This is a genomic window from Microbacterium hanjuni, from assembly GCF_043556395.1.
In the GTDB taxonomy this organism is placed as follows: Bacteria; Actinomycetota; Actinomycetes; order Actinomycetales; family Microbacteriaceae; genus Microbacterium.
Genome location: NZ_JBIGIK010000003.1, coordinates 484828 through 508282, shown reverse-complemented (window position 1 = coordinate 508282; position 23455 = coordinate 484828). Strand labels below are relative to the sequence as shown.

The window sequence follows — 23455 nt, the reverse complement described above, 5'->3', positions numbered from 1 at the left end:
CATGCGCCCTCGCATCCTTACCGCAACCGCCGGCGTCGCCGCCCTTGCCCTCGCGCTCGCCGCGTGCGCGGGAGGGACGACGGAACCGGAGGCCTCGGACGATGGGCTCAACGGCTCCCTCTCGGTCTACGCCGCGGCCTCGCTGACGGGAGCCTTCGATGAGATCGCCGACGCGTTCACCGCCGAGCACGAGGGCGTCACGATCGTGCCGGTCTACGACGGATCGAGCACCCTCGCCGCCCAGATCAACGAGGGCGCCCCCGCCGACGTGTTCGCCTCCGCCGACGAGGCCAACATGGAGAAGGTGGCGGATGCTGCGATCGACCCGCAGCTTTTCGCCACCAACACGCTCGTGATCGCCGTGCCCGCCGGAAACCCCGCCGGCATCGAGAGCCTCGCCGATCTCGCCGATGCCACCGTCGTGCTGTGCGCTCCCGAGGTGCCGTGCGGAGCAGCATCCGCCACCCTTCTCGCTAACGCCGGGGTGACCGTGGCGGCCGCAAGCCTCGAGCAGAACGTGACGGCCGTGCGCACCAAGGTCGCCGCGGGCGAGGCTGACGCCGGACTCGTCTACGCCACCGACGTGGTGGGCGACGACGCGCTCGACTCGATCGTTCCCGAGGGCGCCGACCAGGTCGTCAACCGCTACCCGATCGCTGCGCTCTCCGGCGCTGCCGACCCCGATCTGGCGGCCGCGTTCGTCGCGTTCGTCCTGTCTGACGAGGGGCAGGCGATCCTGGCGGACGCCGGATTCGGCGCCCCGTGATCCGCGGCGGCTACGTGCCGCGGCTGCTCGCGGTGCCGGCCCTCGCCGGCCTCGCGCTGCTGGTCGTTCCGCTCGCCGCCCTCGTCGCACGGGTGCAATGGCCCACCTTCCTCGCCGATGTCACCGCGCCCGCGGCCCTCTCGGCGCTGCGGCTCTCCCTCACCACCGGTGTGATCGCCACGTTGCTGTGCATCGTCGCGGGCATCCCCCTCGCGTTGCTCATCGCGCGGTCGGGACCCCGCACCGCCGCACTGCTGCGCGCCGCGGTCACCGTTCCCCTGGTGCTGCCGCCCATGGTCGGCGGGGTCGCGCTGCTGTACCTCTTCGGGCGCAACGGCTGGTTCGGCGGGCTAGGCCTGCCCTTCAGCACCGCGGCCGTCGTCATCGCCCAGACCTTCGTCGCGCTGCCGTTCCTCGTGCTGGCCGTCGAAGGGGCCCTGCGCACCACCGGCGTCGAGTACGAGCGCACCGCGGCCGCGCTCGGCGCCGGGCGCTGGACCATCCTGCGCCGCGTCACCCTGCCACTCGCGGGCCCCGGCATCGTCGCGGGGATCGTGCTGTGCTTCGCGCGCGCCATCGGCGAGTTCGGCGCGACCGCGCTGTTCGCCGGCAACGCGCCGGGCATCACTCAGACCATGCCGCTAGCGATATATACGGCCTTCAACGGCGCCGGGGTCTCCCAGAGCACCGCCGTCGCCCTCGCACTACTGCTGCTCGCGACCGCCGTACTCGTGCTCGTGCTCGTTCGCGGATGGCGACCCGGAGCTGCACGATGACGGATGCTGCCGCCACTCCCGCGTCGAACAACTCGGCGCCGAACCCTCCCGCGACGGACACCTCGGCGCCGAACCCTCCCGCGACGGACACTCCCGCGACGGACACTCCCGCGTCGAACGCCTCGGCGCCGAACCCTCCCGCAACGGTCACTCCCGCGGCCAACCCCGCGACGCGCACTCCCGCGTCGAACCACCCCGCGACGCTAACTCCCGCGACGAACCCTCCCGCGACGAACGCTCCCGCGATCAACGGCGCAACCGGCGACCGCCTGAGCGCGCGGGTGGTCGTGCGCCGCGAGCACTTCGACGTCGACGTGTCGCTCGACGTCGAAGCCGGGGAGACGGTCGCCGTGATGGGTCCGAGCGGCGCCGGCAAGTCCACGCTTCTCGCTGCCCTGGCGGGCCTCGAGCGGCTCGCCGATGGGGAGGTTCGGGTGGCGGAGCGGATCGTCGAGCGCGCCTCGTCGCCGCGGGTGCAGGTCTCGCCGATGGCGCGCGGGATCGTGCTGCTCGGGCAGGAGCCCCGCTTGTTCCCGCACCTCTCGGCCCGCGAGAACGTCGCGTTCGGTCTGCGGGCGGGAGGGATGCCTCGCGCCGCGGCGCGCGCGCAGGCGGACGGGTGGCTGGAGCGCGTCGGTCTCCCCGGTGCGGGGGGCCGGTTCCCGGCAGAGCTGTCGGGCGGAGAACAGCAACGCGTCGCGGTCGCGCGGGCGCTCGCCGCGGGTCCGCGGGTGATCCTGCTCGACGAGCCGCTCGTGGCGCTCGATCCCGAGACCGCCGGTGGCATTCGGGCGATGCTGCGCGCCGAGCTCGCCGACCGCACCGTGGTCGCCGTCACCCATGACGCGGTCGACGCGGTGGGCCTCGCCGACCGGCTCATCGTCGTCGAAGCGGGCAGGGTCACCCAGCACGGGCCGGTGCGTACGGTGTTGGAGCGACCGGCGACGCGGTTCGTGGCCTCGATCGCCGAACTCAACCGCGTCGACGGCATCTCTCGAGCGGGAGCGTGGGAACGCGACGGGGTGCGTCTCACCTCCGCCTCCGCACCGATTGCCGTGGACGGCACTCCGCTCGCCGCCGTCTTCGCGCCGGGGTCGGTGCGCCTCGCGCGCAGCGGCGACAGCATCCTGCCCGCCGACAACAGCTGGCGCGCGCGCGTGACTCGACTCGAGCCCACCCCGGCCGGCGTGCGCGTGCACACCGAATGGTGCGGTGTCGACCTGCCGTTGCTGGACGCGGCGTCGATCGTCGAGGGCGACGAGGTGCAGCTGCGGGTGGCGCCCGAACACGTGCGGCTGTTGTCGGCCTAGACTGCCGCGCGTGAGCCGCATCCGCCCGTTCCGCCCCGGCGACGAAGCCGCCCTCGCCGAGGTGTGCGTGCGCACCGCGTGGGCGGGCGCCGACGGGACGGGTCGTTACAGCGACGATGCGATCTGGCCTGAGATCTTCGTGCTGCCGTACGTGGCACGCCACCCCGACCTCGCCTTCGTGGTCGAGACCGGCGACGGCCGGGTTGCCGGATACATCGTGGGCGCTTCCGACACGCGGGCCTTCGAGGCCTGGTTCCGCGAGGAGTGGTGGCCGCCCCGGGCGGTGCGGTGGCAGCATCCGGGGCCCGATGACACCTCTGCCGAGGCCGGCACCCTGCGTTACGCCGCGGCACGCGGGGGCGAAGAGGATCCGGTCTGGGCACAGTATCCCGCCCACCTGCACATCGACCTCCTGCCCGAGCTGCAGGGGGAGGGGTGGGGTCGGCGGCTCATCGACACCCTCGTGGAGGCCTTGCGAGCGGAGGGCGTGACGGGGCTGCACCTCGTGGCCTCGGCGGACAACGCCGGCGCCCTCGCGTTCTACCCCCGTGTAGGGTTTCACCCGCTGCCGTCGCCCGAGGGCGTGCAGGTGTTCGGCCGGGCGCTGTAGCGCGTTCCCCGCGGACCGGGCTCAGCCGGCGAGGCGGCCGTTCGCGAGGCGCAGCGTGCGGTCGACGAGGTCGGCCGGAACGTCGACGTGGGAGATGAGCACGACAGCGCGCTGCGCGTCGATCGCGCCGAGCAGGTCGGCGAGCAGGGCGTCGGATGCTGCGGGGTCGACGCCCGCGGTCGGCTCGTCCAGCACCAGCACGGGGAAGTCGTGCAGCAGCGCCCGCGCGAGCGAGATGCGTTGCGCCTGACCCCCGGAGACGAGGGCGCCGCGATCGCCGAGCGGGGTGTCGAGGCCGCCCCGCTCGGCGGCCCAGGCGCCGAGTCCCACGCGCTCCAGCACCGCTTCGAGGTCGGCGTCCGACGCGGTGTCGCGCGCGAACAGCAGGTTCTGCCGCAGCGATTCGTCGAAGAGGTAGGGCTGCTGTTCGCAGAGTCCCACCGTCCGGCGCAGATCGTCGCCCGAGAGTTCCCGCACCTCGACGCCGCCGATGCGGTACGAACCGGTGTAGTCGAGAAAGCGCACCAGCACGTGGGCCAGCGTCGTCTTGCCCGCGCCGCTCGGGCCGGTGACGAGCACGCGCTCGCCGGCTCCGATGCTCAGGGTGACGTCGTCGAGGCGTCCGGGGTCGGCGGATGCTGCGCCCCGCCGCGGCCATCGGGCTCCGAGGCCGCGCAGCTCGAGCCCGGCGCCGAGCGTCGGGGCGACACCCGTGGCCGCCGGTTCGTCGCGGGGGAGACCTTCGGGGATGGCGTCGGGCACGGTCTCGGCCACCCGTTCCGCGGCCGAGCGCACCTGGCGCCAGGAGGCCAGGGCGAGGGGCACCGGCCCGAAGATCTCGAAGACGGCCATCGGCAGCAGCACCACCACGGCGAGCCCCGGACCACTGAGCGTTCCCCCCGCGACGCCGGGAGCTGCGACCACCAACGCGGCGAGCGACGCGATGCCCGCGACGAGCGACACCGCGCCCGCCGTGAGCCCCTGCGCGACTCCGCGGCGCACCACCGCTCGGCGAAGGCGCTCGTCCGCGGTGCGGATGCGGCCGTGCGCAGCATCCACCGCCCCGAAGGCGACGAGCACGTCGAGCGAGGTCAGCAGGTCGAGCAGGGCGTCGGCGACCTCGGCGCGGAGCGGCGCGACGGCGCGCTCCGCGCGCGCGCCCGCCCACCAGCCGACGCCGACGGCGAGGGCGAGCGCTCCCGCGAGGCAGGCGGCCAGGACCAGCGCTGCGGGCCACGACACGAACGCGACGAACACCACGGTCGCGATCGAGGCGAGCCCGGCGACCGCGAGGGGCTGCACCACCCGCAGCGGGAGGTTCTGCAGTTCGTCGACGTCGTCCACGAGGCTCGACAGCATCGCACCGCGGCGCGCACGGCCGAGACCGTCGGGGGCGAGCGGGACGATGTCGCGGATCAGCCCCGCGCGCACGATAGCCAGCTGACCGAGGGCGGCATCGTGGCCGGCGAGTCGCTCGAGGTAGCGGAAGGTTCCCCGACCCAGCGCGAAGGCGCGAACGGCGACGACCGCCGCGGAGAGATACAGCAGCGGCGGTTGTTCGGCGGCGCGGGCGATGAGCCACGCGCTCGCGGCGAGCAGCGCGATCGCGCTCGCCGCGGTGCCGAAGCCGGCGAGGGCCCCCGGGGCGAATCGCCGCGGTGGTGGTTGGGCTGCGCGCAGGACAGCGCGCACCCGCTCGTTCACGACGGTGCTCCTGCCGGGGAAACGCCGCGATCGACGGGCACAGGACGATCGGATGCTGCGAGGGACACGACCGCGTCGGCGATCGCGCGCGCCGAACGGCGGTGCGAGATGAGCACGACGGCTCGTCCCCCGTCGGCGATCGTGCGCAGCGCGTTCCACAGCTCGCCCTCGGTCTCGCCGTCGAGGGCGCTCGAGGGTTCGTCCAAGACGAGCACCCCGCCGGGTTCGGATTGCAGTCGGTAGAGCGCACGGGCGACGGCGACGCGTTGCGCCTGGCCGCCGGAGAGTCCGCTGCCGCCGGCGCCGAGCTCGAGGGCAGGGTCGATGTCACCCGCCTGCGCCTCGGCGAGGCTGACGAGAACGCGCTGCCCGTCGGGGCTCGCGTCGCCCAGGGCGACGTTGCTCCCCACGGTGCCGGCCACGAGGCCGGGTCGCTGCCCCGCCCAGGCGATGCTCGCGCGGGCGTCGGTGACCGTGGTGCCGTCGACCTCGATCACGCCGTCGTAGTCGGCGAAGCCCAGGAGCGCTGCGACGAGGCTGGACTTTCCCGCTCCGCTCGGTCCGTCCACCACGACGACGCGCCCGGGACCCGCATCGAGGTCGACCGGTGGCAGCATCCGTTCTCCTCGTCGGACGCGGAGGGCCTTCGTCGTCAGGCGGTGTCCGCGCAGGGAAGGAACGGGAGCCGGCCACGGCGCGACGGCCGCAGCGTCGAGCACGGCGAAGATCTCATCGGTGGCCGCCACACCTTCCGCGGCGGCGTGGAACTGCACGCCCACTTGCCGGATCGGGAGGTAGGCCTCGGGGGCGAGAAGCAGCACGAAGAGCCCGACGAGAAGGTCGAGCTCGCCGGCGAGCAGGCGAAACCCGATCGTGACCGCGATGATCGCGACCGAGATCGAAGCGAGGAACTCCAGCGCGAAGCCCGAGAGGAACGACACCCGCAAGACCGCCATCGTCTCGCTCTTGTAGTCGCGGGTGACCTTCTCGATCGAGGTGGCCGCGCGCTGCTGGCGGCCGAAGACCTTCAGCGTGCCGAGGCCGTTGACGGTGTCGGCGAAGCGTGCGGCGAGGTGCCCGAGGGTGCGGAACTGACGGCGCTGCACCGAGCGGGTGGCGAGTCCGATGAGCACCATGAAGATCGGGATGAGAGGGATCGTGACGACGACGATGAGTCCCGACAGGGGGTCGGCGACGGCGATCGTGCCGATGACGATGGGCATCGTGATCGCGGTCGCGACGAGCTGGGGCAGGTAGCGCCCGAAGTACGCGTCGAGCGATTCGAGACCGTGGCCCGCGACCACCGCGAGGGCGGCGGCGTTGCGCTCGCCGATCCACCGCGGCCCGAGCTTCGTGACGGCGCTCGCGAGGGCGTCGCGCAGCTGCAGCGAAGCGCGGGCGGCGCCGACGGCCGACACGCGCTCGGCGAGGGCGATGAGGGCTGCCCGTACGAGCACGAAACCGGCGGCGGCGGCGATGAACGGCCAGAGGTCGGCGAGGGCCGCTCCCTGGATCGCCCCGACGAGAGCGGAGGTGAGCGTCCAAGCGAATCCGACGATGACGCCCGTCTGGGCGAGCACGATCGCGGCGGTGGCGAGGAGGAATCCGCGCGAGGCCGTGGCGTAGCGCACGAGGCGCGGGTCGACCGGCCCTCGCATCCGATCCGCCCGTTGTTCGCTCACCGTCTCCATCTTTCCACCCGCCGTTCTCGGGCGCTCGCCGCGCGAACGGCGGGCGAAAAGGAGGTCAGTGAGCGGATGCTGCCGCCCGCTCGATCTGCGCACGGCTGATGCGTTTGCGGAACACCCAGTAGGTCCACGCCTGGTAGGCGAGCACGAACGGCACGAACACGAGCGCCGCCCAGCTCATGATCGCGAGCGTGTAGTCGGTGCTGGAGGCGTTCTCGATCGTCAGGGAGAACGCCGGATCCGTCGAGGACGGCATGACGTTCGGAAAGAGCGCGAAGAACAGCATCGCCACCGCGGCGATGATCGTGACGGCCATGAAGGCGAAGGCGCGTCCTTCCCGGTCGCGCATGTTCGCCCCGACAGCGGTGATGAGGCCGACCGCCGCGACGGCGGCGAGGATCAGCACCGGCAGGGTGAAATGGGCGGCCACGGTCCACACCAGGAAGGCGGCGGCCACCACGACGGCCAGGATGCCGGCCCGCACCGCCAGGCGGCGGGCGGCCTCGTGCACCGGGCCGTCGGTCTTCAGCGCGACGAAGGTGACGCCGTGCACGAAGAACAGCAGAAGCGTCGTCAGACCGCCCAGGAGTCCATAGGGGTTGAGCAACGTGAGCAGTGAACCGGTGAACTCCTTGTCGGCGTCGATCGGCACCCCCTGCACGATGTTCGCGAAAGCCACGCCCCAGAGCAGCGCAGGCACGGCGGAGCCGACGACGATCATCGTGTCGAAGCCGCGCTTCCACCGGAGGCTGTCGCGCTGGTGGCGGTACTCGAACGACACCCCGCGCGCGATGAGCGCCAGCAGGATGAACAGGAGCGGCAGATAGAACCCGCTGAAGAGGGTCGTGTACCACTCGGGGAAGGCCGCGAACAGGCACGCCCCCGCGACGATCAACCACGTCTCGTTCAGGTCCCAGACCGGGCCGATCGTGTTGATGATCTGGCGGCGCCCGATGTCGTCCTTCGCGAGGAAGGGGAGCGACATGCCGACACCGAAGTCGAAACCGTCGAGCACGAAGTACCCGATGAAGAAGAATCCGATGATCCAGAACCAGAGATATGCGAGATCCATGACCAGCTCCTAGTAGACCGTCGTCGGGGTGTTCTCGACGGTGTCGGGGTGCGCCGGGGCGTTCGGGTCGGGCAGGGGGTCGGGGCCCTTCTGCGCGTAGGTGATCAGCAGCCCGATCTCCACGATCGCGAGCGAGGCGTAGATCGCGGTGAAGGCGATGAGCGAGATCAGCACGTTCCAGCCGGGCACGCTCGGGGAGACACCGTCTTCGGTGAGCATGAGCCCGAACACGATCCAGGGTTGGCGACCCATCTCGGTGAAGATCCAGCCGACGAGGCTGCCGAGGAGGGGGAGCGGCGCCGACCACACCAGCACCCGCCACATCCAGGGCTTCATCTCGATGCGGGACTTCGCCCGCGTGATCCAGAGGCCGGCGACCGAGAGCAGAGCTGCCGCGCCGCCCAGGCCCATCATCCAGCGGAACGACCAGTAGGTCACCCAGATGATCGGGGTGTAATCGCCCGGGCCGAACTGTGCGGTGTACTGCGCCTGCAGGTCGTTGATCCCTTCGACGCAACCGTCGAGGGAGTGCGTGGAGAGGAAGGACAGCAGGTATGGCACGCGCAACGACCAGATCTCCTGGGATCCATCGGGGGTGCCGAGGGAGAACAGCGAGAACGACGCGTCCGCCCCGCAGGCGGTGTTGTACAACGCCTCTGCGGACGCCATCTTCATCGGCTGGGTCGCGACCATCTGCAGGCCGAGCTGATCGCCCGTGAGAGCGACGCCGGCGAACGAGATGACCATGAACCACAGTCCGAAGCGCAGGGATTTCCGCATCATCTCGATGTTCTGGCCGCGCATCAGGTGCCAGGCCGAGATCGCGATCACCACGGCCGCGGCGAACATCCACGCGGCGGTGATGGTGTGGGGGAACGCGGCGAGCGAGACCCGGTTGGTCAACAGCGCCCAGAAGTCCGTCAGCTCCGCTCTCGAGCCGTCGTCGGCCATCCGGTAACCGACCGGGTTCTGCATGAACGCGTTGGCGGCGAGGATGAAATAGGCCGACAGGGTCGCGCCGAGCGCGGCGATCCAGATGGTGGCCAGGTGGGCGAGGCGGGGGAGCTTGTCCCAGCCGAAGATCCACAGCCCGATGAACGTGGCCTCCAAGAAGAAGGCCAGCAGGCCCTCGAAGGCCAGCGGCGCGCCGAAGACGTCACCGACGAACCGCGAGTAGGCCGACCAGTTCATGCCGAACTGGAACTCCTGCACGATGCCGGTGACGACGCCCATGGCGAAGTTGATCAAGAAGATCCGGCCGAAGAACCGGGTGAGGTGCAGCCACTTCACGTCGCCGGTGCGATACCAGACGGTCTGGAAGATCGCGACGACGAGCGACATCCCGAGGGTCAGGGGCACGAAGAGGTAGTGGTAGAGCGTCGTCAGCCCGAACTGCCAGCGGGCGAGAAGCAGGGGATCGAGCCACTCCACGGGGGCCTCCATGTGTGTGCGATTGTGTGGTCTGACCACAGCGTATTCCGGGCGATCGCCGTCCGGTGAGAGGTGTCTCGGCATCGAACGAACCGTCCGCCGGGCCCGCCTCTCGAAACGGCGGGTAGCCTCGGAGAATGACGCCCGAGGACCCGCGCTCGTGACCGCCGTACCGGTGGCACTGCGTCGGCGTGCCGAGATCGTCGCTGCGGACGCAGCATCCGGCCCCCTCGTCGACACGCACGGTCGTGTTCACCGCGACCTGCGCGTGTCGCTCACCGACCGCTGCTCGCTGCGGTGCACCTACTGCATGCCCGAGCAGGGCAACGAGTGGCTCGCGCGAACGAGCATCCTCACTCTCGATGAGATCGAGGAGATCGCGCGGGTGGCTGCGGCCGCCGGCGTGCGCACCTTCCGCCTCACCGGGGGAGAACCGCTGCTGCGCCGCGACATCGTCGACGTCGTCGCCCGCCTCGCTGCGATCGAGGGACCGGCCGGCCCGGTCGAGATCGCGATGACGACGAACGGCATCCGTCTGCCCGAGGTGCTCGATGACCTCGTCGCGGCGGGACTGAGCCGACTGAACATCAGCATCGACACCATCCGCCGTCAGCGGTTCGCCGACCTGACGCGCCGCGACCGCCTGCCCGAGGTGCTCGAGGGGATCGCCGCAGCCGCGGCGTCGCCCCTGCGCCCCCTGAAGCTGAACGCCGTCGCCATGCGCGGGGTGAACGACGACGAGCTCGTCGACCTGGTGCAGTTCGCCGTGGACTCCGGGGCGCAGATGCGCTTCATCGAGCAGATGCCGCTCGACGCCGGTCACACCTGGGATCGCGCCCAGATGGTCACGCGCGAAGAGATCCTCGCGGCCCTGTCGGAGCGCTGGCGACTCACCCCGGTACCCGGACGTGGCGGCGCACCGGCGGAGAAGTGGCTGCTGGACGACACGGCGCACGAGGTGGGAGTCATCGCCTCGGTGACCGCGCCGTTCTGCGGGGACTGCGACCGGCTGCGTCTGACCGCCGACGGCCAGATTCGCAACTGCCTGTTCTCGATGGCGGAGTACGACCTCATCCCCGTGCTGCGGGCGGGCGCTTCCGTCGTTTCCGACGGCGCTCCGATCGACCGCGCAGGTGCGATCGACGCGGTGTTGCGTGCAAGCGTGCGCGGGAAGCTCCCCGGGCACGCGATCAACGACCCCGCCTTCTTGCAGCCCCAACGCGGAATGAACGCCATCGGCGGCTGAGCCCTTCGTATACTCGGTACGTAGATACCCGATATCCCGTTTTCGGAGGCCGTATGTCGGTACGCCACGCCCTGCTCGCGATCCTCGAGCAGGGGCCGTGCTACGGCTACCAGCTGCGTTCGGAGTACGCGCGTCGCACCGACGTGGCGCTCAACGTCGGTCAGATCTACACGACCCTCGAGCGCCTCGAGCGCGACGGCATGGTGGCTCATCGTGGCGCCGACGAGCGGGGGCATGTCTACTGGGGCATCACCGACGCGGGTCGCGAGGCCGCGCGCCACTGGCTCTCAGAACCCAGTGCTCCGTCGGGGCGCGACGAACTGGCGCACCGGATCGCCCTGTCGGCGACCCTTCCCGGCGTCGATGCCGAGGCGGTCATCGCCGCGCAGCGGGCGTCGACCCTGGAACGACTCGCGGCCATCGACGGGCGGGAGAGCCACGGCGGAGTCGCCGGCGCGATCGTGCACGCGGCCGAGGCGGCGCGCGCACGGGCCGAACTCGAGTGGCTCGATGCGGCGAAACGTGCGGTCAGTGCCGCGGGTGAGGGCTTCGGCCTCTCGACCGAGCGTCCGCGGCGCGGACGTCCGGTGCGCGAAGCCGCGGGTCACGCCAGCGTGTAACCGGCCTCTTCCACCGCAGCGGCGATGGCAGCGTCATCGATGCTCGCCGGCGCGCGGAACGACACGCGCGACACGCCTCCGGCCGCGAGCGCGACCGACACGTTCTCGACGCCGTCGAGGGCGCCCAGCTCGGTGGTGACCGCCGAGACGCAGTGGGCGCAGGTCATTCCGGAGACGCCCACCTCACGATCGACGGATGCTGTGGGCTCCGCGGCGGTGCTCGCCTCCGCGGCCGATCCGACGCCGCAGCTTCCGCCGCCGCATCCGCACATACCGACGTCGGCGACCGCCGCGTCACCGATGGATCCGAGACGGATCGGCTGAATGCTCATGGATGGCTCCGTTCGAACAAGAGGGGGATTATGAGCGGACGAGGCGCGCGATGGCCTCGTTCGCTTCGCGGATCTTGGCGTCGGCCACGGGTCCGCCTTCTGCGGCCGCCTCGGCGACGCAGTGTGTCAGGTGATCGCCCAGAAGAGAGAGGGCGACGTTCTCGAGGGCTTTCGTGGCGGCGGACACCTGAGTGAGGATGTCGATGCAGTACTTGTCGTCCTCGACCATCCGCGCGATTCCCCGCACCTGACCCTCGGCTCGCCGAAGTCGGCGCAAGAGATCGTCCTTGTTGCCTTCGTAGCCGTGCACCCGTCGATGATACCCCCGGAGGGTATCGCCGGGCTCGGCGTGGACGCCTAGAGCGAGGTGCGCAGGTCGGTAGGTCCGTCGCTGCCGTCGCCACCGAGATCCTCCGGGGCGAGGTCTCCCTGACCGTCCTCGCCGAGTTCGGCCTCGATCGGCGATTCCCCCTGCGTGATGGGGTCGTCCAGGTCAAGTGCTTGGGCGTCCTGAGCGGGCATGTCCTCGAAGGTGTCGGGAATCGAGTCGGTCTCGACGTCGCCGACGGGGCGGATCGTGTCGTCGTTCATGCCCGGGTCATCGAACGTCGTGTCGTCCTGGGTGGCCTCGAGCTCGGGATCATCGACAGTGGTGTCGTCGGCGGGCGTGCTGTCTGAGGGGATGCTCATGGGTGCGTCCTTTCGTTCTCCTCCGAGCCTGCCCGCCCGCTCATCACCCGGCAGGCGGGTTGACGGGTACCGAATCGGGGGTTATCCGCCCGGCGCGTACCCCCGATGTCCGAGGGAAGGGTTACGGTCGAGGCATGGCATCGGCGGACCGTGACGACGAGGTCGACCTCCTCATCGACGCATGGTCGCGTCGGCTGCCCGACGTCGATCTGACCCCCCTCGACGTGATGTCGCGCCTGCGACGCGTCGCGCACCGTCTCACCCGCTTGCGCGCCGCCGCCTTCACGGGCGCGGGGCTGGCGAGTTGGGAGTTCGACGTGCTCGCAGCTCTCCGCCGCACCGAACCCCCGCACGAGCTCAGTCCGGCCCAGCTCATCGAGACGACGATGATCGGCTCGGCCGCGATGTCGAACAGACTCGACAAGCTGTCCAGCCGAGGCCTCATCGACCGACGCCCCAACGACCTCGACCGTCGCAGCATCATCGTGCGCTTGACCGACGACGGCGCCGGTCGCGTCGACGCGGCCATGACCGAACTGGTGCGCCGCGAGGCCTTCGAGTTGCGCGACGTCAGCCCCGCAGATCAGGCGGCCCTGGCGCGCATCCTCCGCCGCATGCTCGAGCCTCGCGCATGATCCGCATCGGCACGATCGGCACCGGCGCGATCACCTCGCAGTTCGCCGACGCTGTCGCCGCCACCGACGGCATCCGCATCGACGCCGTGTTCTCCCGCGACGAGGCGCGCGCACGCAGCCTCGCCGACGACTTCTCCGCGGAACACGCCTTCTCGGATCTTGATCGGATGCTGGCGTCCCCCGACATCGATGCGGTCTACATCGCGAGCCCCAACAGCGTCCACCAGGAACAGGTGCGCGCCGCCCTCCACGCGGGAAAGCACGTGCTGGTCGAGAAGCCCGCCGTCCTGGCCGCTGCCGACTGGGTCGACCTCGTCGCCGAAGCGAACGCTGCCGGTCTCGTGCTGCTCGAGGCCATGCGTACCGATTACGATCCCGGATTCGCGGTGCTCCGCAGCATCCTGCCCGAACTCGGTGTCCTCCGCCGCGCGAGCCTGCGCTTCGACGGACTATCGTCGCGCTACGCCAAGGTTCTCGCCGGGGACCACGTGAACATCTTCGACCCCGCGATGGGCGGTGGGGCCCTGCTCGACCTCGGGGTCTACGGCATCCACGCCATGGTCACTCTGTTCGGTGCGCCCGAGGGCGTGTTCGGTGCCGCAGCGCTCATCGCGACCGGCGTCGAGGGGGCGGGTTCCGTCATCGGCGTCTACCCCGGACTCGTGGTCGACGTCTCGTATTCCAAGATCACCCGCTCCTCGCTCTGGAGCGAGATCCAGGGAGAGGATGCGACGGTCGCGGTCGATCACATCGCGAGCCCGCGCGAGCTCGTCGTCACCGGTGCCGAGGGCACGCGGACGATCACGGTGCCCGGCGAGCAGCATGCCCTCGACGGCGAGGTGCGCCGCTTCGTCGAGCTGGTGAGCACGGGCGCCTCCGCCGCGGCGGATCAGGCCCGCACCACCGAGACGCTGCGCATCCTCGATCTTCTCCGCTCGTGACGACGGGCCCGTCACGTCGCCACGGTCGGCGCAACGCCGCCGTCCGACTCATCGTCAGCGGTGTCTTCCAGGCCGTGCTGATCGTGCTCGGAGTGGCGTTCATCTTCAGCGCCGGCCATTCCCCTTCGTTTCCCCTGCTGGTGGCCTGGTGCATCATCGGCACGGTCTACGCCCTCGGCATCTGGGTCGCTCTGCGCATCGCGAGCGGCTCGGCCGAATCCGACGAGCCCCCCACCGTGCTCGAACTGAGCATCGTGGCTCGGACGATCTCCCGCGGGGCGACGATCCTCGTGAGCTTCGTCGGCATCACCGCGGCGGTGCAGCACATCCTGCTCGACCCGCAGGGCGAGCTCGACATCCTCACCAACGGGGTGGGTATCTGGGCGATGATCCTCGCGTGGATCCTGCTGCATTGGGGGTTCGCGCAGCTGTATCTGCAGCTGTACTACCGCGAAGCCACGCCGCCGTTGAAGTTTCCTTCGTCCCGCTCGCCCGGCGTGCTCGAGTTCGCCTACTTCTCATTCACCCTCGCCGTCAGCTACGCGGTCTCCGACGTCGAGGTGCTCGATCGCCGCATGCGCTGGCAGGTCATGACGCACTCGGTGTTGGGCTTCTTCTTCAACGGCGCGATCATCGTCACCGCCCTCGGATCGCTGAGCGAGGTCGCCGCGGGTCTGTGAGGCTCAGGGCTGTTCGCGCGTGAGCTCCGTCAGAAGCACGCGTTCATCCGGATCGCTGAGCCCAGCCTTCCCCTCCGCATGCCCAGCGGCGAGGGCATCGGCCAGTGTCTCCGACAGCGGGCGCAGGGCCAGCCCCGCCGCACGCGCCCGCGCCGTCGATCGGTCGTTCATCCCCCACCAGGTGCGGTCAGCGAGCCAGAGGGGGAGGGAGCGCGGACCCGACCACTCGGCGACGTCTCGCTCGCGGAGCCAGTCCTCCGCAGCGACCACGAGCGGGCCGGCGTGCCCGGTCACCGCGCGAGCAGCAGCGAGGTGGTCGGCGAACGCGCGCACGTCTCCCTGCGCGTTGTACGTCCCGCTGGCGCCCCCATCGGCGAGCTGCACGAGCCACGCGGCCAGGTCGCGCACGTCGATGATCGCGGTGGGCAGATCGGGCGCGTCGGGGATGAGCACCTCCCCCGAGGGGGAGGAAGGGCGAGCGAATCGCCGCGGCCAGTAGGTCGTGCGCCCGGACGGATCGCCCGGACCGCCGATCAACCCGGCACGCACGATCGCCGATCTGGCTTCACCGAACGCGTCGAGGACCGCGGTCTCACAAGCCACCTTCGCCGCGCCATAGTCATCGGGCGAGGTGTAGGCATCCGCCGTGAGGGGCGCGAGCAGAGCCGCCCCCTCGTCAGCGCCGTGCTCGGCCTGGGAGGCGTACACGTTCGCGGAAGACACGAAGACGTACCGGCCCGCAGTCGCGGCGAGAGCGGCGGTCGCCCACCGAACGTGGCCGGGCTGGCGGCCGACGTCGATGACCGCGTCCCATCGCTCGGCCGCGACGGCGTCGAGCGCGCCCTCGTCATCGCGGTCGGCGCGGATCAGACGGGCGCCGACGGGGGCGCCCGTGCCGCGCGCCACGCAGGTGACATCGTGATTCTGAGCGATAGCGGTCTCGGCCACGGTGCGGCCCAGCCAAGCCGTCCCGCCGAGGATGAGCAGCTTCATGGTGTGGAGCCTGGCACGGTCGGGGTCTCGGCACCTCGCGCGTTCGCGAGAAGCGGACCGCCGAACGCCTACGGGCCCAGGCGGCATCCGTCAAGACCTCCGGCAGATGGGTGCATCGTGACTACCGTCGTACACATGTCCGATTCGAACACTTCCCCCGAAACTCTCGGCTCCTCGGAGCCGACCGGCAACAGTGCAGAGAAAGACCCGGCCGATTGGGTCACCGGCGACGAGCCGATGACCGGGCCGCAGAGCTCCTACCTCGATACCCTCGCTCGCGAGGCCGGTGAAGAACTGTCGGCCAACCTCACGAAGGCGGAGGCGTCCGAGCAGATCGACCGCCTGCAGGAAAAGACCGGCCGCGGAAACGACTGAGCCGGAGGGAGTGGGCGCAGTGAACGCAGAAGGCCGTTTCGCCCGCGTCGCCGCCCGCTCCCTCTCTTCCGCTGCATCGAGGTCGGTGTCGCCTTCGGCCGGCATCTCCTGGCGGTCGATCTTCCCGGTGGCCGAGCTGGCGCTGGACAGCGTCGGTTTCGTCAGTGCCCAGCTCGATCGGGCCGGTGACGAGCGCGGCGTCGAACCCAGCGCAGACGCGACGCTCGACCCTGCGACGGTAGCCGCCTCGTTCGGCAGCGAGCGGTTGTTCCGTATCAACGGTGCCGCCCCCCAGATCTGGGCTCCGCTCTCCGGCTTCTTCCGCGCCGAAGACGGCTGGGTGCGCACCCACGCGAACTACCCGCACCATGCCGCGGCCCTGCGCGCACTGCTCGACCTCGACGCGGATGCCGGGGCCGAAGAGGTGCGGCAGGCGACGGCGCGGTGGGGCCGATTCGCCCTCGAGGAGGCGGCCGTCGGCGCCGGCGCGGTTGTCGCGGCCGTGCGCGAGCAGGCGGAGTGGGCGCAGCATCCGCAAGCCGAAGCCCTCGAGAACACGCCCCTCATCGGGCACCGCGTGTCGGGTGCCGCAGCGGCGCGGCCCTGGTCCTCGGGTGCGCTTCTGCCCTTGGACGGCGTGCGCGTGCTCGATCTCACCCGCGTCATCGCGGGGCCGATCGCCACGAGAGACCTCGCGTCGGCCGGCGCGGAAGTACTGCGCATCGATGACCCGCACCGCCCAGAGGCGGACTGGCAGCATCTCGACACCGGACAGAACAAGCGCACCGCCCGGCTCGATCTCACCGTCGCCGCCGACCGCGACGTGTTCGACCGGCTGCTGGCCGCCGCGGACGTACTAGTCACCGGATACCGGCCGACCGCGCTCGACCGCTTCGGGCTGAGCCCGGCCGCGCTCGCCGACTCGCATCCGGGTCTCGTGATCGGTTCGGTCAGCGCCTGGGGGAGTCGCGGCCCCTGGTCGCGTCGTCGCGGGTTCGACAGCATCGTGCAGGCCACGATCGGCATCGCGCTGGCGGAGCAGGAGGCGCAGGGCACGCAGGCGCCGGGCGCCCTGCCCGTGCAGGCGCTCGACCACGCCTCGGGTCACTTGCTCGCTGCGGCCATCGTTCACGCGCTCGTCGCGCAACGTACCGACGGCGGTTCGCATGAGGTCTCGGTCGCCCTGGCCCGCACGGGCATGGAGCTCGCCCGTCACCATGACGGGTCGGTCATCGCCGACGTCGGCGGGCCGCTGCCGACGACGACGCTGCAACTGGACGACGGCGCTACGCTCACCTGCGCGCCCCCGCCGCTCGCGTTCAGCGGCGCGCCGACGGGCTGGGGCTTCGTGCATCGGTGGGGAACGGACGCTGCCGCCTGGAGTGCGAACGGCTGACACGGCGTCGACGGGGCCAGCACTATAGCGCGCAGGGGGACGTGCGTCACAGGGCGCGTGCGCTCGGAACGTCGTTGATACCGTTCGATCGCGGCACCGCCGCGGAAAGTTGGTATCTCGTGGGTAAGACCCTTCGCATCGCCCTGGCCACCGCCTTCGCCGGGGGAGTGCTGCTGCTCGGCGGCTGCTCCGTCGAGATCGGAACGGCCAACACCACCCCGACGACGGTCTCGAGCGACCAGGTGTCGGAAGTCGCCGAGAACGCTCTGGAGGAGCAGGTCGGACGCCGCCCCGAAGTGGACTGCGGCGACGACGAGTTCGAGCTCGAGAACGGCGCTTCGCGCACGTGCACCCTCACCGACCCGGAAACCGGTACCGAATACGACGCCGACGTCGAGCTGAGCGACGTCGCGGGCACCGAGTTCCAGGTCGAGGTGAACGTCGCGACCGAGCCGAACAACTGACCGCCCGGTCCGACTGCGCGTCAAAGCCTCGCGCGTGACGAGGGTGCGGTGGCGGGAACGCAGCGTCGTGGTGCGTGCGGTGCGGTTGTGGCGCACGCGCAATCCGCGGACGTTCCGTGACAAGGTGCGCTACAAGATGCTGCGCGATCGACGGCCGCTGGTGGTCACCTTCGCCGACAAGGCGGCCGTCCGCCATTACGTCGCCGCGGCGGTAGGGGAGCATTATCTGCCGCGCGCCTTAGCTATCGTCGATGACCCGGCCGACCTGCGCGAGGTGGAGCTGCCGCGCGCCTACGTCGTGAAGCCGACCCACGGCAGCGGCGTGGCGGTGATCGTGTCGGATGCTGCGTCCGCTGACGCGCGTCTGCCCGCCGAGCCGGGCAGTTGGACAAACCGGCATGTGCGCCCGGAGTTCGCCGCGCGCGACGACATCGTCCGCCTCGCCCAGGGGTGGCGGGAACAGCTCTACGGACAGGGCCCGAACCGGGAGTGGGCCTACGGGCGGGTTCCTCGCCGTGTGATCGTCGAGGAGATGCTCGCCCGCGTCGGCGGCGCGATTCCCGATGATTACAAGTTCTTCGTGTTCCACGGCCGGTGCGCGTACGTGCAGGTCGACAGCGGCCGCTTCGGTGTCCGCACGCAGGACTTCTTCCGGCCCGACTGGCAGCACCTCCCGCTCAGCGGCGGTCCGCCGTGGGCTGCGCCCGAGCCGCCCCGGCCGGCGCGACTGGGGGAGATGATCGCGATCGCCGAACGGCTCGGAGCCGAGACCGACTTCGTGCGCGTCGATCTCTACGACGTCGACGGGCGCATCGTCTTCGGCGAGCTGACGAGCTTCCCGGCGGGCGGGGACAGTCCCTTCGATCCGGAGTCGTTCAACGAGGAGTTCGGCCGAACGTGGCGGGTTCCGCGCCGCTACCGCTGAGCGTCAGCGGTCGTCGCGGGTCATATCACCCACGGGCGGTTCGGTTCCGACCACCCGATAGCGCAGCTGCACGACTCCGTTGGGCGATGTCGTCGCCGGCTCGAGCAGTTCCAGGGTGGCGGGGGTGACGTCGCCCGTGAAGACCTTCTTGCCGTGTCCGAGCAGGATCGGGTGCACCCAGAGCGTCATTTCATCGACCAAGCGCTCAGCAAGCAGCGAATGGACGAAGTCGACACTGCCGATGACGTGGATGTTCTCGTGCCGCTGGCGCAGTTCACGGATCGCCGCGGGGAGGTCAGTGTCCAGCAACGTCGAGCCGGCCCAGGGGAGGGGAGGGGTTCCCCGCGAGGCGACGTATTTCGGGAGGCGATTGAAGAGGTGGGCGATCTCGCTGTCCTGCTCAGGCCAGTACGCGGCGAAGATGTCGTAGGTGCGGCGGCCCAGGAGCAGCGCGTCCATCCCCACCATTCCGGACTGCACCCACCCGCCGGCGACTCCGTCGAGGAGGGGCGCCTGCCACCCCCCGAACGCGAAGTCGCCATCCGGATCTTCGTCGGGGGCGCCGGGGGACTGCGCCACTCCGTCGAGTGTCGTGAAGAGGTCGACGCGGACGAACCCCATGCTCACTCCTTCGCTGAGAACCGTCCTCGACGACGGGTCTGGCGCCACGCTCCCACATCCGGCGCAGCGCGGGCAAGCGGGGCTGTCAGGGCTCGATGTGGACGACTACGGTGTCGCCGATCTCTTTGCCGAGCCTCCTCCTGAGCTGAGCGGTGATCGAAAGCATGTGGCCGCCTCGCCCGGTGGGCATCAGGGCGATGGCCAGGGGTTCACCATCCACAGTGGCGGCGACTTTCACCGCCCTGCTGGTTCTGAAGTGCTCGGCCGAGCCCGGCACCTCGACGCACGACCAGACCTCCCCTTTGACCGTCACCCCGATCGTGCCGACGAAGTCCAGGGTCGGTGGGCCGCTTTCGTCGGGTGCCATGTGGGTCACTTCTCCGCGGTGACGCGAGCGAGGTCCGCGAGCACGGAAGCCATCGCCCGCGGCTCCCAGCTGTGCCAGGCGCCGTCGACGACGATCGAGCGTCCGTCGGTGGCCGCGGCGATCGCATCCGCAGCCTCCGGCATTCCAGGAAACGTCTCGGCGCCGACCGCCGCAACCACCGGTATGTCGAGGTCGCGGAGCAGGACGGAGAGCGGCTGCGACTCCGCCCACACGAGGGATTCCCCGTCGGGCCCGTAGCTGACCACTGCGGCGACGGTGGCGGGGTAGTCGGGCGCGGCCTTGGCGGCCTCGAGAAACTCCGCGGGCATGTCTTCCATGTAGGTGGCGAGAGCTCCTTCCCGGTCGCCGGCGGCGATCTGCTTCGCAGTTCGCGCCCACCAATCCCGGGTGGGTTCGGCGCCCTGCCCTAGGGGCGCCTCCCACAGGGCGAGGGCGGTGACGGGGAGGCCACCGACTGCAGCGGCGAGCGCGATCGTGCAGCCGGACGAGTGACCGCAGAGTATCGCTCGCCCGCCCGCTGTCTCGATGAGCGCGGCCAACGCCGCCAACTCGCGGTCGAGGTGGATCGGCGCGTCCGCCGGGCTCTCCCCGCGTCCGACGCGGTCGTGAACGACGCTCGGCACGCCGAGGTCGGCGAGGAGGCGAGCAGTCTCGGTCGTGACCTGATCGGACCCGCGATGAGGCCCCGCACCCGCGACGAAGACCACGGGCACGACATCGTCCGTGGGATCAGCGGCGAGGTGGTGGTCGAAGGCGACACGATCGCCGGCTGAGGTGGTGATGTGTTCTGTCACTCGAGCGACTCCTCACGATTGTGGACTGCAACGTCCAATGTCTCGAAAGTAGACCGTTCGGTATGATTTTGGCAAGGAGGTGATCGGATGCTGCCACCAGATCAGCGTCGACCCAGTTCGCTCGCGAAACGGGAGCGCCTGCTGGCCGCCGCAGAGGAGCTGTTCCTCGCCGTCGGCTTCGACCGGGTGACCATGGACGCGATCGCCGAGGCGGCTCGCGTTTCCAAACAGACCGCTTACGCGCATTTCGGCAGCAAGGAGGGCCTCTTCGTCGATTTGGTCACCGCCATCACGACGGACACCGGCGACAGGGCGACCGCCCCCGAGGTGTCCATTCCCACGGACGCGCGCGCCGCGACGATTCTGAGCGACTATCTGTATCGCCAGCTCACCGCCGTCATGCATCCGAGGGTGCTGCGCGTGCGGAGGCTCGTGATCGGGGAGGTTCCGCGCTTTCCCTCTCTCGCCCGAGCGCTCTGGGAGCACGGTCCCCGGCTCGGCATCGAGAGGATCGCCACTATCCTGCGCGAGCTGGGGGATCGAGGCGAGCTCGCCATCGACGATGTGATGGCGGCAGCATCCCAGCTGAATTGGCTCGTGATGGGTGCCCCGGTCAACGACGCCATGCTGCTCGGGGACGAAGCGATACCGGATGCCGAGGCGATGCGAGTTCAGGTCGACGCCGCGGTGGGTACGTTTCTCGCCGCTTACGCGGTCACGGGGCCGCGTGGCCAGCGTTCCCCGGCGGCGCCGGGCTGATCGGACCCCCGCTACTCGTCCTTCAGCGCGACAGCGGTCGCAGCTGATCCTCGCGCACCGGGAGGGCGAGACCGTAGTAGATCTGCGGTGCTGTCATGTCGCCCCAGTCGTCCTTCTTCACGCGGATCGCGTCGGGCAACACCTCAGCGATCCGCACGCGCAACCAGGAACCATCGTCCAGGCGCAGCTCATACGGGTCGGCGAGGTAACCCAGCCCCAGCTCATCAAGGGTCGCTTCCGCAAGCATCCAGTCCACAACATCGGTGCGCTCGCGTCCCAACAGATCGATCACGACGAAACCGTCGCCGGCGGGCTTCATCCAGCCCACCCGCTCGCCATCGTCCGAGCGCCGGTGCTCTATCCAGTCCGTTTCCACGTCCCGAGGGTATCGATGCGCTCGGAATGCCGCCGTGTCAGCGCTCGAGCGCCAGCGCGACGTGTGCAGCTACGAGATACCGCCGATGTTGCGGGCCCACGGTGCGTCGAACCGCTTTCGGGTCGTGGGGTCGGGCTCGCCGGCCGCCCGCGCGGCTCGGATCTCATCGTCGCTCATCGGTCGGCCGGTGAGGACCCATTTCAGGCGGGTCCACGGTGACGGGTTCGCTCGGTCATCCATCGCATGCTCCTCGGTTCACGGTGCTCCCCATCGCGGATGGGCTGGGGGAGTGTTGCTCGGCCGTTCGGGAGGGAGTCGCATCGGGTCCGGGGGTAATCCGTCGTCGATCTGCGACGCGCTGCGCGTCTCTCGGTGGGGATGGATCGGCTGCGCCCGTCCGAGGTACGCGTCGGAATACGGGTCGGAGGCGGAGAGTTCCGCAGCCGTTGTCCGCCGGCGCGGACGGAAGGAGAGGAGCGAGATCAGAAGCAGCGCAGCCATGCCGGCCACGAGGTAGACCCAGAGCGGGACCCGCCACTCGAACGCGACGGAGGCGAGGTATGCGGCGAAGCCGCCGATGACCACCACGGCGATCACCGCTCGACGCCACAGGTATCCCATGGCTCACGGTAACGCCGCCGGCCCCTTCCCGCCAGACCTAGCGGACCGCGGCGATGGCTTCGATCTCGACCAGCTGATCGTCGTATCCCAGCACCGTGACACCCATCAGGGTGCTCGGCACGTCGTGGTCGCCGAAGGCATCGCGCACCACCTCCCACGCTGTGATGAGGTCGGCTTGGTTCGACGACGCGACCAGCACGCGCGTGACCGCTATGTCGCGGATCGTGGCGCCGGCATCCGTCACTGCCACAACGAGGTTCTCGAAACACTTGCGGGCTTGAGCCGCGTAGTCTCCCGGCGACACGGTCGTGCCGTCCTCGTCGATCGGGCACGCCCCAGCGAGGAAGATGAGGTCGGCATCCCGGGGAACAGCCGAGGCGTAAGCGTATTCGGCGCTAGCCGACAGGCGGGATGACCGGACGAGACGCACACTGCTCATGGATCGACTGTGCCAGACGTACTTGGCGCTGGCACCGTCACAGGCAGACGCGCATGCTGCTTCCTTGGAAGGTGACGATGTCGCCGAGCTGAAGCTGGCGGCCGCGGCGGCGGTCCACCTCGCCGTTGACGCTCACGAAGCCGTCGATGATGGCCTCTTTCACGTCGCCGCCGGAATCGAGCAGGCCCGCGAACTTCACGAACTGTCCGAGGCGGATGCCTTCGCCGCCGATCGAGACGTCGACCGGAGCAGGATTCGTCATCCCCGAATGCTAGGCCACCCGGGAGCGCCCGGGTGAAACTCCTCCGCGGAGCCACTGATCTGGGTTGATTGCAACGCCTGCTGGGATGCGCCTCGTTGGCCGATCAGAATCGCTCACCCCGATGAGCAGCACCGCGATACCCACCAGCAGGATCGTGCGTTGGCTTCTCGGGCTCACCCGACGAGCATGACAGCTTGCTGCAGGTGACGTTCGTGGAGTCGGAGGCGTAGCGTCAGCACAAACGACGGGAGTCCCATGTCTGGTTTGCTCGTTGCAATGGCCTCCGGGGGCCTCGCCGTTCTGGGCATCGCCCTCATCGCGGCTGTCGCCATCCCCCGTCTGCGCCGGAGTCGCGTCGACTCGAACGTCGACCCGGAGATGCGCCGGGCGGCGGAAGACATCCAGTCGCAGATCGACCGGGGCCGTGCCGGCCCGCTGCTCTGAGAGCCTGATCGGCCCACCGGTTCCGGGCTCGCCGGGTCCTGGTGACGCGCGGTGTGGCGAGCAGCATCCGCCCTCTCCTTCTCGTCTCGACGAGCCC

The 23455-nt window shown here is 70.2% G+C and carries 31 protein-coding genes; 15 read left to right on the top strand and 16 right to left on the bottom strand.

The genetic code is table 11. The annotated features are described in order from the left end of the window. The first annotated feature begins 1 nt into the window (after position 1). Genes modA through ACFXP5_RS14740 form a run of 4 tightly spaced genes read left to right on the top strand, consistent with a single transcriptional unit; the run spans position 2 to position 3462 of the window. Positions 2–766 (top strand): molybdate ABC transporter substrate-binding protein, encoded by a 765-nt coding sequence (gene modA, locus ACFXP5_RS14755; RefSeq protein ID WP_394545312.1) that lies wholly within the window; start codon positions 2–4, stop codon positions 764–766. After that, positions 763–1542 (top strand): molybdate ABC transporter permease subunit, encoded by a 780-nt coding sequence (modB, locus tag ACFXP5_RS14750; protein WP_394545310.1) that lies wholly within the window; start codon positions 763–765, stop codon positions 1540–1542. The genes modA and modB overlap by 4 nt, the downstream gene beginning before the upstream one ends. Then, positions 1518–2852, top strand: a complete 1335-nt coding sequence (locus tag ACFXP5_RS14745) for an ABC transporter ATP-binding protein (protein ID WP_394545308.1) — start codon at positions 1518–1520, stop codon at positions 2850–2852. The genes modB and ACFXP5_RS14745 overlap by 25 nt, the downstream gene beginning before the upstream one ends. 10 nt (positions 2853–2862) lie before the next feature. Further along, positions 2863–3462, top strand: coding sequence for a GNAT family N-acetyltransferase (locus ACFXP5_RS14740; protein WP_394545306.1), 600 nt, complete (start codon positions 2863–2865; stop codon positions 3460–3462). 21 nt (positions 3463–3483) lie between these two features. Here the strand turns inward: ACFXP5_RS14740 and cydC are convergent, their stop codons facing one another. The 4 genes from cydC to ACFXP5_RS14720 are packed head-to-tail and all read right to left on the bottom strand — an operon-like array spanning position 3484 to position 9369. After that, the gene (gene cydC, locus ACFXP5_RS14735; RefSeq protein ID WP_394545304.1) at positions 3484–5166 is read right to left on the bottom strand and encodes a thiol reductant ABC exporter subunit CydC; all 1683 of its coding nucleotides are present in this window, start codon (positions 5164–5166) and stop codon (positions 3484–3486) included. Beyond that, positions 5163–6857, bottom strand: coding sequence for a thiol reductant ABC exporter subunit CydD (gene cydD, locus ACFXP5_RS14730; protein ID WP_394545302.1), 1695 nt, complete (start codon positions 6855–6857; stop codon positions 5163–5165). Before cydD ends, cydC begins: the two co-directional genes overlap by 4 nt. 55 nt (positions 6858–6912) lie before the next feature. Beyond that, complete coding sequence (cydB, locus tag ACFXP5_RS14725; RefSeq protein ID WP_394545300.1) at positions 6913–7926, bottom strand: cytochrome d ubiquinol oxidase subunit II; 1014 nt, start codon at positions 7924–7926, stop codon at positions 6913–6915. Positions 7927–7935: 9 nt separating this feature from the next. Further along, positions 7936–9369: a cytochrome ubiquinol oxidase subunit I gene (locus ACFXP5_RS14720; protein WP_394529159.1), complete on the bottom strand. Its 1434-nt coding sequence runs from the start codon at positions 9367–9369 to the stop codon at positions 7936–7938. A 148-nt stretch (positions 9370–9517) separates the two neighbouring features. On the opposite strand from ACFXP5_RS14720, the gene moaA reads away from it, so the two are divergent. Beyond that, complete coding sequence (gene moaA, locus ACFXP5_RS14715; protein WP_394529158.1) at positions 9518–10603, top strand: GTP 3',8-cyclase MoaA; 1086 nt, start codon at positions 9518–9520, stop codon at positions 10601–10603. 53 nt (positions 10604–10656) lie between these two features. Continuing rightward, positions 10657–11223: a PadR family transcriptional regulator gene (locus tag ACFXP5_RS14710; RefSeq protein ID WP_394545298.1), complete on the top strand. Its 567-nt coding sequence runs from the start codon at positions 10657–10659 to the stop codon at positions 11221–11223. Here the strand turns inward: ACFXP5_RS14710 and ACFXP5_RS14705 are convergent. Genes ACFXP5_RS14705 through ACFXP5_RS14695 form a run of 3 tightly spaced genes read right to left on the bottom strand, consistent with a single transcriptional unit; the run spans position 11208 to position 12245 of the window. Then, the gene (locus ACFXP5_RS14705; protein WP_394545296.1) at positions 11208–11555 is read right to left on the bottom strand and encodes a cation transporter; all 348 of its coding nucleotides are present in this window, start codon (positions 11553–11555) and stop codon (positions 11208–11210) included. The two genes, ACFXP5_RS14710 and ACFXP5_RS14705, sit on opposite strands and share 16 nt — an antisense overlap. A gap of 28 nt (positions 11556–11583) precedes the next feature. Continuing rightward, on the bottom strand, positions 11584–11865 hold the full coding sequence (locus ACFXP5_RS14700; RefSeq protein ID WP_394529155.1) for a metal-sensitive transcriptional regulator: 282 nt from the start codon (positions 11863–11865) through the stop codon (positions 11584–11586). Positions 11866–11912: 47 nt separating this feature from the next. Then, entirely contained in the window at positions 11913–12245 is a 333-nt protein-coding gene (locus tag ACFXP5_RS14695) for a hypothetical protein (RefSeq protein WP_394545294.1), read from the bottom strand. Between the two features lie 134 nt (positions 12246–12379). On the opposite strand from ACFXP5_RS14695, the gene ACFXP5_RS14690 reads away from it, so the two are divergent. The 3 genes from ACFXP5_RS14690 to ACFXP5_RS14680 are packed head-to-tail and all read left to right on the top strand — an operon-like array spanning position 12380 to position 14501. Then, positions 12380–12880, top strand: a complete 501-nt coding sequence (locus tag ACFXP5_RS14690) for a MarR family winged helix-turn-helix transcriptional regulator (RefSeq protein ID WP_394529153.1) — start codon at positions 12380–12382, stop codon at positions 12878–12880. Then, positions 12877–13821 carry a Gfo/Idh/MocA family protein gene (locus ACFXP5_RS14685; RefSeq protein WP_394545292.1) on the top strand — a complete coding sequence of 315 codons (945 nt, stop codon included), beginning with the start codon at positions 12877–12879 and terminating at the stop codon, positions 13819–13821. The genes ACFXP5_RS14690 and ACFXP5_RS14685 overlap by 4 nt, the downstream gene beginning before the upstream one ends. Next, the gene (locus ACFXP5_RS14680; RefSeq protein WP_394529151.1) at positions 13818–14501 is read left to right on the top strand and encodes a DUF1345 domain-containing protein; all 684 of its coding nucleotides are present in this window, start codon (positions 13818–13820) and stop codon (positions 14499–14501) included. Before ACFXP5_RS14685 ends, ACFXP5_RS14680 begins: the two co-directional genes overlap by 4 nt. A 3-nt stretch (positions 14502–14504) precedes the next feature. Here ACFXP5_RS14680 and ACFXP5_RS14675 read toward each other — a convergent pair whose 3' ends face one another. Then, a complete protein-coding gene (locus tag ACFXP5_RS14675) occupies positions 14505–15494 on the bottom strand; it encodes an NAD-dependent epimerase/dehydratase family protein (protein WP_394545290.1) in 990 nt (329 codons plus the stop codon). A 135-nt stretch (positions 15495–15629) separates the two neighbouring features. Here ACFXP5_RS14675 and ACFXP5_RS14670 point away from each other — a divergent pair, with 135 nt between their 5' ends. The 4 genes from ACFXP5_RS14670 to ACFXP5_RS14655 all read left to right on the top strand — a co-directional run bounded on the left by ACFXP5_RS14670 (position 15630) and on the right by ACFXP5_RS14655 (position 18654). Then, positions 15630–15869 carry a DUF3072 domain-containing protein gene (locus ACFXP5_RS14670; RefSeq protein WP_394529149.1) on the top strand — a complete coding sequence of 80 codons (240 nt, stop codon included), beginning with the start codon at positions 15630–15632 and terminating at the stop codon, positions 15867–15869. Between the two features lie 19 nt (positions 15870–15888). Further along, on the top strand, positions 15889–17265 hold the full coding sequence (locus ACFXP5_RS14665; RefSeq protein WP_394545288.1) for a CoA transferase: 1377 nt from the start codon (positions 15889–15891) through the stop codon (positions 17263–17265). Positions 17266–17384: 119 nt separating this feature from the next. Continuing rightward, positions 17385–17729 (top strand): DUF4333 domain-containing protein, encoded by a 345-nt coding sequence (locus ACFXP5_RS14660; RefSeq protein ID WP_394545286.1) that lies wholly within the window; start codon positions 17385–17387, stop codon positions 17727–17729. Positions 17730–17763: 34 nt separating this feature from the next. Continuing rightward, positions 17764–18654, top strand: a complete 891-nt coding sequence (locus ACFXP5_RS14655; protein WP_394545284.1) for an ATP-grasp fold amidoligase family protein — start codon at positions 17764–17766, stop codon at positions 18652–18654. Positions 18655–18657: 3 nt separating this feature from the next. On the opposite strand, the gene ACFXP5_RS14650 is transcribed toward ACFXP5_RS14655, so the two are convergent. From ACFXP5_RS14650 to ACFXP5_RS14640, 3 genes are all read right to left on the bottom strand, one after another. Further along, positions 18658–19275 (bottom strand): dihydrofolate reductase family protein, encoded by a 618-nt coding sequence (locus tag ACFXP5_RS14650; RefSeq protein WP_394545282.1) that lies wholly within the window; start codon positions 19273–19275, stop codon positions 18658–18660. An 85-nt stretch (positions 19276–19360) separates the two neighbouring features. Beyond that, complete coding sequence (locus ACFXP5_RS14645) at positions 19361–19642, bottom strand: DUF1905 domain-containing protein (protein ID WP_394545280.1); 282 nt, start codon at positions 19640–19642, stop codon at positions 19361–19363. Between the two features lie 5 nt (positions 19643–19647). Beyond that, positions 19648–20457: an alpha/beta hydrolase gene (locus ACFXP5_RS14640; RefSeq protein WP_394545278.1), complete on the bottom strand. Its 810-nt coding sequence runs from the start codon at positions 20455–20457 to the stop codon at positions 19648–19650. 87 nt (positions 20458–20544) lie between these two features. On the opposite strand from ACFXP5_RS14640, the gene ACFXP5_RS14635 reads away from it, so the two are divergent. Beyond that, complete coding sequence (locus ACFXP5_RS14635; RefSeq protein WP_394545276.1) at positions 20545–21216, top strand: TetR/AcrR family transcriptional regulator; 672 nt, start codon at positions 20545–20547, stop codon at positions 21214–21216. A 22-nt stretch (positions 21217–21238) separates the two neighbouring features. Here the strand turns inward: ACFXP5_RS14635 and ACFXP5_RS14630 are convergent, their stop codons facing one another. The 5 genes from ACFXP5_RS14630 to ACFXP5_RS14610 all read right to left on the bottom strand — a co-directional run bounded on the left by ACFXP5_RS14630 (position 21239) and on the right by ACFXP5_RS14610 (position 22914). Next, entirely contained in the window at positions 21239–21592 is a 354-nt protein-coding gene (locus ACFXP5_RS14630) for a hypothetical protein (RefSeq protein WP_394545274.1), read from the bottom strand. Between the two features lie 69 nt (positions 21593–21661). Beyond that, positions 21662–21832 (bottom strand): hypothetical protein, encoded by a 171-nt coding sequence (locus tag ACFXP5_RS14625; RefSeq protein ID WP_394545273.1) that lies wholly within the window; start codon positions 21830–21832, stop codon positions 21662–21664. 15 nt (positions 21833–21847) lie between these two features. Next, positions 21848–22213, bottom strand: a complete 366-nt coding sequence (locus ACFXP5_RS14620) for a hypothetical protein (RefSeq protein ID WP_394545271.1) — start codon at positions 22211–22213, stop codon at positions 21848–21850. Between the two features lie 37 nt (positions 22214–22250). Then, positions 22251–22652, bottom strand: coding sequence for a RidA family protein (locus ACFXP5_RS14615; protein WP_394545269.1), 402 nt, complete (start codon positions 22650–22652; stop codon positions 22251–22253). Between the two features lie 37 nt (positions 22653–22689). Beyond that, positions 22690–22914, bottom strand: coding sequence for an RNA-binding S4 domain-containing protein (locus ACFXP5_RS14610; RefSeq protein ID WP_394545267.1), 225 nt, complete (start codon positions 22912–22914; stop codon positions 22690–22692). Between the two features lie 276 nt (positions 22915–23190). Between ACFXP5_RS14610 and ACFXP5_RS14605 the strand changes: the two genes are divergently transcribed. Then, entirely contained in the window at positions 23191–23358 is a 168-nt protein-coding gene (locus tag ACFXP5_RS14605; RefSeq protein WP_394545265.1) for a hypothetical protein, read from the top strand. Positions 23359–23455 lie beyond the last annotated feature (97 nt).

Coding starts and splice junctions, on each gene's coding strand:
- modA (WP_394545312.1), top strand. CDS start 2: ATGCGCCCTCGCATCCTTACCGCAACCGCCGGCGTCGCCGCCCTTGCC.
- ACFXP5_RS14745 (WP_394545308.1), top strand. CDS start 1,518: ATGGCGACCCGGAGCTGCACGATGACGGATGCTGCCGCCACTCCCGCG.
- cydD (WP_394545302.1), bottom strand. CDS start 6,857: ATGGAGACGGTGAGCGAACAACGGGCGGATCGGATGCGAGGGCCGGTC.
- cydB (WP_394545300.1), bottom strand. CDS start 7,926: ATGGATCTCGCATATCTCTGGTTCTGGATCATCGGATTCTTCTTCATC.
- ACFXP5_RS14720 (WP_394529159.1), bottom strand. CDS start 9,369: ATGGAGGCCCCCGTGGAGTGGCTCGATCCCCTGCTTCTCGCCCGCTGG.
- ACFXP5_RS14710 (WP_394545298.1), top strand. CDS start 10,657: ATGTCGGTACGCCACGCCCTGCTCGCGATCCTCGAGCAGGGGCCGTGC.
- ACFXP5_RS14705 (WP_394545296.1), bottom strand. CDS start 11,555: ATGAGCATTCAGCCGATCCGTCTCGGATCCATCGGTGACGCGGCGGTC.
- ACFXP5_RS14695 (WP_394545294.1), bottom strand. CDS start 12,245: ATGAGCATCCCCTCAGACAGCACGCCCGCCGACGACACCACTGTCGAT.
- ACFXP5_RS14690 (WP_394529153.1), top strand. CDS start 12,380: ATGGCATCGGCGGACCGTGACGACGAGGTCGACCTCCTCATCGACGCA.
- ACFXP5_RS14685 (WP_394545292.1), top strand. CDS start 12,877: ATGATCCGCATCGGCACGATCGGCACCGGCGCGATCACCTCGCAGTTC.
- ACFXP5_RS14675 (WP_394545290.1), bottom strand. CDS start 15,494: ATGAAGCTGCTCATCCTCGGCGGGACGGCTTGGCTGGGCCGCACCGTG.
- ACFXP5_RS14670 (WP_394529149.1), top strand. CDS start 15,630: ATGTCCGATTCGAACACTTCCCCCGAAACTCTCGGCTCCTCGGAGCCG.
- ACFXP5_RS14650 (WP_394545282.1), bottom strand. CDS start 19,275: ATGGGGTTCGTCCGCGTCGACCTCTTCACGACACTCGACGGAGTGGCG.
- ACFXP5_RS14645 (WP_394545280.1), bottom strand. CDS start 19,642: ATGGCACCCGACGAAAGCGGCCCACCGACCCTGGACTTCGTCGGCACG.
- ACFXP5_RS14635 (WP_394545276.1), top strand. CDS start 20,545: ATGCTGCCACCAGATCAGCGTCGACCCAGTTCGCTCGCGAAACGGGAG.
- ACFXP5_RS14625 (WP_394545273.1), bottom strand. CDS start 21,832: ATGGATGACCGAGCGAACCCGTCACCGTGGACCCGCCTGAAATGGGTC.
- ACFXP5_RS14620 (WP_394545271.1), bottom strand. CDS start 22,213: ATGGGATACCTGTGGCGTCGAGCGGTGATCGCCGTGGTGGTCATCGGC.
- ACFXP5_RS14615 (WP_394545269.1), bottom strand. CDS start 22,652: ATGAGCAGTGTGCGTCTCGTCCGGTCATCCCGCCTGTCGGCTAGCGCC.
- ACFXP5_RS14610 (WP_394545267.1), bottom strand. CDS start 22,914: ATGACGAATCCTGCTCCGGTCGACGTCTCGATCGGCGGCGAAGGCATC.
- ACFXP5_RS14605 (WP_394545265.1), top strand. CDS start 23,191: ATGGCCTCCGGGGGCCTCGCCGTTCTGGGCATCGCCCTCATCGCGGCT.